Annotated in this window: 4 protein-coding genes and 1 rRNA gene; all 5 read left to right on the top strand. The window is 42.3% G+C overall.

The genetic code is table 11. The features are described 5' to 3' along the window. Positions 1-177: 177 nt before the first annotated feature. Positions 178-292: ribosomal RNA gene (gene rrf, locus PSI06_RS14390) — 5S ribosomal RNA — on the top strand. Between the two features lie 685 nt (positions 293-977). Next, on the top strand, positions 978-2,033 hold the full coding sequence (locus tag PSI06_RS14385; RefSeq protein ID WP_273604080.1) for a DUF2066 domain-containing protein: 1,056 nt from the start codon (positions 978-980) through the stop codon (positions 2,031-2,033). Further along, the gene (gene hda, locus PSI06_RS14380; protein ID WP_198401346.1) at positions 2,033-2,743 is read left to right on the top strand and encodes a DnaA regulatory inactivator Hda; all 711 of its coding nucleotides are present in this window, start codon (positions 2,033-2,035) and stop codon (positions 2,741-2,743) included. The genes PSI06_RS14385 and hda overlap by 1 nt, the downstream gene beginning before the upstream one ends. A gap of 82 nt (positions 2,744-2,825) precedes the next feature. After that, positions 2,826-3,806: a phenylalanine--tRNA ligase subunit alpha gene (gene pheS / locus PSI06_RS14375; RefSeq protein ID WP_054983635.1), complete on the top strand. Its 981-nt coding sequence runs from the start codon at positions 2,826-2,828 to the stop codon at positions 3,804-3,806. 15 nt (positions 3,807-3,821) lie between these two features. Beyond that, positions 3,822-6,209 carry a phenylalanine--tRNA ligase subunit beta gene (pheT, locus tag PSI06_RS14370; protein ID WP_273604079.1) on the top strand — a complete coding sequence of 796 codons (2,388 nt, stop codon included), beginning with the start codon at positions 3,822-3,824 and terminating at the stop codon, positions 6,207-6,209.

The following is a 6,209-nucleotide window of genomic DNA, read 5'->3' as shown; positions in this document are numbered from 1 at the left end:
AGCTAACTTGTACTAATTACCCGTGAGGCTTAACCATACAACGCCAAACGCGTTTTGTGACAGAAACAAGCGACAGAAGTTAATAGCTAAAGTAGATAGATACTTAGACTTAAAAAATATTATCAGATATTTTCCAAATTTAGTTGGTACGTGAAAACGGACTGACACCCTAATTTGCTTGGTAACCATAGCGTTTTGGACCCACCTGACCCCATGCCGAACTCAGTAGTGAAACGAAACAGCGCCGATGATAGTGTAGCATTTGCTATGTGAAAGTAGGACATTGCCAGGCTTCAAATAAGAGAAACCCGTTACAGCGATGTAACGGGTTTTTTGCTGTCTGGGATTTAATAAATAGCCAGACCCATGGCTAACTCACCAGAGAAGTAAAACAGCTCGAAGGCGAGCCCGGCCAACGATAGTGTAGCATTTGCTATGTGACTCTCTACCGCTGTGGGCACTACGACATCGCCAGGCTTCAAATACAAGAAAGCCCGACTCGAAAGACTCGGGCTTTTTTACGTCCGTAGAAAAGTAAAATGCGGACAATTAATGCACACTCATTTATTTCTAGGATGTAGGTCGGGCGAGCGTAGCGACTCCCGACGCAATGATAATGCCCCATTTGCTATGTGACTCTCTACCGCTGTGGGCACTACGACATTGCCAGGCTCCAATTACAAGAAAGCCCGATTCGAAAGAGCCGGGCTTTTTTACGTCCGCAGAAAAGTGAAATACATGTCTTTACGTAATATCACCACCTCCGTAGCGTGGGTTGAGTATCACGAAATCCGCGGATAAGGCTCGCCTTACCAATTACAACCCATTTAACATATAGCTAAGTAGCTGTTTGTTTCTGTTTTAAGCTTTAAGAAAAACAATATTTATTCAACATAGCTAGATTACAAATATAATTTTGCTTTGTTACTGGCTTTGATTTAGGATCAAAATAGTTTAAAACCAAGAACTAATAGCCAGTGTATAGATTATTAATTAGTGCCATATCATTTATATTTTGTTTCTCTGTGTCGGCAGTTGAAGTAACTGATCTGTATCAAGATATATTAAAAGTCGATGATAAAAGTCGAGACACGCGTTTAGCCGCTAGCCGCAAAGCATTACTTAATGTTTTAGTAAAGGTAAGCGGGGATGAAACTGCTGATCAAAATAAGCTTGCTCAACAACGCACCAAAAACATTTCAGATTACATGCTCAAGTTTGAATACGACGAAAAAGCAAATGGACAGCTTAATCTAGTTGTTAAATTTGAAGCGCGTAAAATAAATGAATTAATTAAAGAATTAAATTTACCTCTTTGGGGCGTCCAGCGCCCATTAGTTGCTATTTGGTTAGGTATTGAAGATAACTGGCGTAGAGAGCTTGTTACACAAGAAAGCTATCCTCAGTTAGAGCAGCTTATATATGACAAAGCCGGTCGACGTGGTTTACCCGTTGTAGTGCCACTATTAGATTTACAAGACAGACGTTTGGTTGGCATTCCTGAAGTATGGGGTAATTTTTCAGAGCCTGTTGAAGAGGCGTCGCGCCGTTATAGTGCAGAGCGAAGCATTACAGCAAGAATGTATCAAGAACCCGACAGTGAAACCTGGATTTTAGACTGGCGTTTTACTAATGACGATTTATTTGATTCAAACCGCCTTGAAGGTGATAAACAACAAATAGTAGGCCAGATGATAGACAGCTTAGCGTTGGGATTAGCCAATGAATACGCTATCGACCCTAACGCGTATTATGAACAGGCTGCGGCTACGCTCACCTTAAAAGGCACTCAAAGCTTTGTCGATATTGAACTTGCAAAGCGTCGTCTACAAAGTTTGAGTGTAGTGACGCAAGCAACAATAATGCGCAAAACCCCAGAATTTGTTGAGTTTAAGCTTAACCACACCGGCAGTGTGGGCGATCTTAAAAAAGGCCTTGGCCTTGATAGTGCCTTTAGAGATTATGTTGACCCTCGCGCATTTTACCATGTTGTAGACAAAAACAGTCTTGAGTATCAGTGGGTCGGTCAGTAATGCTAAGTGCTGAGCCAATGCAAATGGCACTACCAGTCACCTTACCTGACGATGAAACATTTGCTTCTTATTTTGGTGGGGAAGACTCTTTAGAGGTAAACCACCTTAAAGCGAGCTTTTCAAAGCTTGCCAACAAATTTCAGTACACTTATTTGTGCGGCTTAGGCGATTCTGGTAAATCCCATTTATTGTACGCAACCTGCATACAAGCCCAAGAGCGTGGGTTGTCAAACATGCTGTTGTCTATGCGTGAAGTTATCGACTTTGGCCCTATGGTTTTAGATGGTTTAGAAGCACTTGATGTATTATGTATTGATGATGTGCACTTAGTCGCTGGCAATGACGCATGGGAAAAAGCCCTTTTTAACTTTTTTAATCGCTTTAACGAGCCCGGAAAAATGTTAGTGGTTACGGCCGATTTGCTCCCCGACATGCTTAATATCAGCTTGCCCGACTTAGAGTCTCGGCTAAAGTGGGGAACTACCTTTCAAATTCGATCAATGAGTGATGATGATAAAGCACAAGCACTGGTTAAGCGTGCGCATATGCGTGGGCTTGAACTAAGCGATGAATGCGCGCGCTTTTTATTGACTCGCTTGAGTCGTGATATGCGTGCTTTATTAGACGTATTAGACAAATTAGATCATGCATCAATGGCCGCACAACGAAAATTAACAATTCCCTTCATAAAATCAACGTTAAAGCTGTAGTAGGTCTAGAATCTAGGCCCTGCTTTCAGTTATCATTAGTCAACAAAATTGTAATCACCTTCTGTGAAAGATCAGGTATCGAATGAACTTAGAAAATATTTTAGCGCAAGCACTTGAGGCAGTTGCCAGTGCCAGTGAAATCGCGCAACTAGAAGAGATCAGGGTTAATTACCTTGGTAAAAAAGGCGAAATCACAAGCTTACTTAAAACACTGGGTAAAATTGCTCCTGAAGAACGTAAAGAAGCAGGCCAAGTAATTAACCAAGCTAAGCAAGATGTACAAGCTGCCATTAACGAAAAGCGTGAGCTATTAGCAAGTAAAGCGCTTGAAGAAAAGCTAGCAGCTGAAACAATTGATGTAACTTTACCAGGGCGCGTAATGCCTACGGGTGGCCTTCATCCGGTAACACGCACAATCGAGCGTATAGAAAGCTTTTTTGGCGAGCTAGGTTTTGCTGTTAAATCAGGCCCAGAAGTAGAAGATGATTTTCATAACTTTGATGCGCTAAATATTCCTGAGCATCACCCAGCGCGTGCTGATCACGATACCTTTTATTTTAATCCTAAGTTAGTACTGCGTACCCAAACAAGTGGTGTGCAAATTCGTACTATGGAAACAGAGCAACCGCCACTGCGAATTATTTCGCCAGGTCGAGTATATCGTAACGACTACGACCAAACGCATACTCCTATGTTTCATCAGGTAGAAGGTTTAATGGTTGATACTGATGTAAGCTTCACAGAGCTTAAAGGTATTTTACACGACTTCTTACGTAACTTTTTTGAAGAAGACATGGAAATTCGTTTCCGTCCTTCATTCTTCCCATTTACAGAGCCTTCAGCTGAAGTAGATGTTATGGGTAAAGACGGTAAATGGCTTGAAGTATTAGGTTGTGGCATGGTTCACCCTAACGTACTTAAGTCAGTAGGTATTGACCCAGAAAAATACACCGGTTTTGCTTTTGGTATGGGCGTAGAGCGCTTAACCATGCTGCGCTATGGCGTAAATGACTTACGTGCATTTTTTGAAAATGACTTAAAATTCCTAAACCAGTTCCGTTAAGAGTGAAAATATAAAATGAAATTTAGTGAAAAGTGGTTAAGAGAGTGGGTAAATCCTGCTATTGATACGCAAGCTCTTTCGGAACAGCTTTCTATGGCTGGCCTTGAGGTTGACGCAGTTGAGAGCGCGGCAGCGGATTTTAACGGCGTAGTGGTTGGTGAAGTTGTGGAGTGCGCACAGCACCCAGATGCAGATAAACTTCGCGTTACTAAAATCAATGTAGGTGGCGATGAGCTACTTGATATTGTGTGTGGTGCGCCAAACTGTCGCCAAGGCATTAAAGTCGCTGTTGCAACAGTGGGTGCTGTTTTACCGGGCGACTTTAAAATTAAAAAAGCCAAATTACGTGGTCAGCCATCACACGGTATGCTGTGTGCCTTTGTTGAGCTAGGTATTAGCGAAGAAGGCGACGGCATCATGGAATTGCCAAGCGATGCGCCAATTGGTACAGACCTGCGCGAATACTTAGGCCTTGATGACAACATAATTGATGTGGACTTAACGCCAAACCGTGGTGATTGCTTAGGTATAAAAGGTCTTGCACGCGAAGTAGGTGTATTAAACAGCGTTGATGTAAACGAGCTACAAATTCCAGCTGTTAGCGGCACTATTGACGATGAAGTACCTATTGAACTTGTTAATTCTGATGCGTGTCCGCGTTACTTAGGGCGTGTAATCAAAGGCATTAGCCTTGATGCAGAAACACCGCTTTGGATGGTTGAAAAGCTTCGCCGTAGTGGTATTCGCTCAATCGACCCTGTTGTTGATGTTACTAACTATGTATTACTAGAACTTGGCCACCCAATGCATGCATTTGATTTAAATGCAATTGAAGGCGGCATTAAGGTTCGCAGTGCCAATGCAGGCGAAGAGTTAGTATTGCTTGATGGCAATACTGCAAAACTGAACGAATCAACACTTGTGATAGCCGATCATAATAAAGCACTTGCAATTGCCGGTATTTTTGGCGGTGAGCAATCAGGTGTTACAGAAAAAACGTCTGATATTTTATTAGAAAGCGCGTTTTTTAACCCAGTCGCAATTGCAGGTCAAGCCCGTAGTTACGGCTTACATACCGATGCATCACACCGCTATGAGCGTGGCGTAGATTTTACCCTGCAACACGATGCAATGGAACGCGCAACTGCTTTATTACTTGATATTGTTGGCGGTGAAGCAGGGCCTGTTGTAGAAGCTGTGGCTGCTGATAAACTGCCAAAGGTGACAGAAGTACGCCTACGTCGTGCGCGTTTAGACCGAGTAATTGGTCATCATATTGACGATGAGAAAGTGACTGATATTCTGACTCGTTTAGGGTTAGACGTTAAGTTTGAAAACGACAGCTGGAGCGCTGATATTCCAAGCTACCGCTTTGATATTCGTATTGAAGAAGACTTAATTGAAGAAGTTGCTCGTGTTTATGGTTACAACAGTATTCCAAATGTTGCGCCAACCGCAAAATTAAAAATGACTACACATGACGAGTCAACAATTGCGCTAAGTAAGTTTCGCAATACGTTAGTGACACGTGGCTACCAAGAAGCAATTACGTACAGCTTTGTAGACCCTAAAGCACAAGCTATTATACACCCACAAAGTAATCCGCTTATACTGCCGCACCCAATTTCAATTGAAATGTCGGCTATGCGTGTAAGCTTAATGCCAGGGCTTTTAGCATCGGTTGCGTATAATCAAAACCGTCAACAACCACGTATTCGTTTATTTGAGCATGGTCTTAAATTTATCAGCGACGACAGCGCAGAAAATGGCCTGCAGCAAGTCCCTGTCATTGGCGGTGTGATCACTGGCCTTGCACACGGCGAGCATTGGGTTGAGCAAAAACGCAACGTTGATTTTTACGACTTAAAAGGTGATGTTGAAGCCTTATTAGCAATCACCAACGATACAAGCCTTTTTGAAATTAAAGCAGAGCAGTCAGACGGATTACACCCAGGCCAATCAGCAGTTATTTATGTTGAAGGTAAAAAGGTAGGATTTTTTGGTGCTCTTCATCCTCAAGTGCAAAAATCGTTAGATATCAATAACGCAACTTTTGTATTTGAAATAGAAATGTCTGCAATAGAAAAAAGAAATTTACCGCAAGCTGTAGGGGTTTCAAAATTCCCTTCAAACCGCCGCGACATCGCGATTTTAGTGGCTGACAGCGTTAATTCAGGTGATATTTTAAGCACAATAGAAAAAGTTGGCGGAAATCAATTGGTTGACCTAAACTTATTCGATGTGTATAAGGGCAAAGGTATTGAGCCAAATTATAAGAGTTTGGCGATTGCTCTAACACTGCAGGCGGTTGATAGAACACTCGAAGAGAAAGATATCAATCTGGTAGTTGATAACGTGGTGGCCACATTGGCCGAAAAGTTTAATGCATCGTTGAGGGACTAG

It is taken from the genome of Pseudoalteromonas sp. GABNS16E (assembly GCF_028598715.1).
Lineage (GTDB): Bacteria > Pseudomonadota > Gammaproteobacteria > Enterobacterales > Alteromonadaceae > Pseudoalteromonas > Pseudoalteromonas atlantica.
This window is presented reverse-complemented; position numbering and strand designations above follow the sequence as displayed.

Excerpts from the sequence above, each read along its gene's own strand:
- hda (WP_198401346.1), top strand. The coding sequence starts at position 2,033 with ATGCTAAGTGCTGAGCCAATGCAAATGGCACTACCAGTCACCTTACCT.
- pheS (WP_054983635.1), top strand. The coding sequence starts at position 2,826 with ATGAACTTAGAAAATATTTTAGCGCAAGCACTTGAGGCAGTTGCCAGT.
- pheT (WP_273604079.1), top strand. The coding sequence starts at position 3,822 with ATGAAATTTAGTGAAAAGTGGTTAAGAGAGTGGGTAAATCCTGCTATT.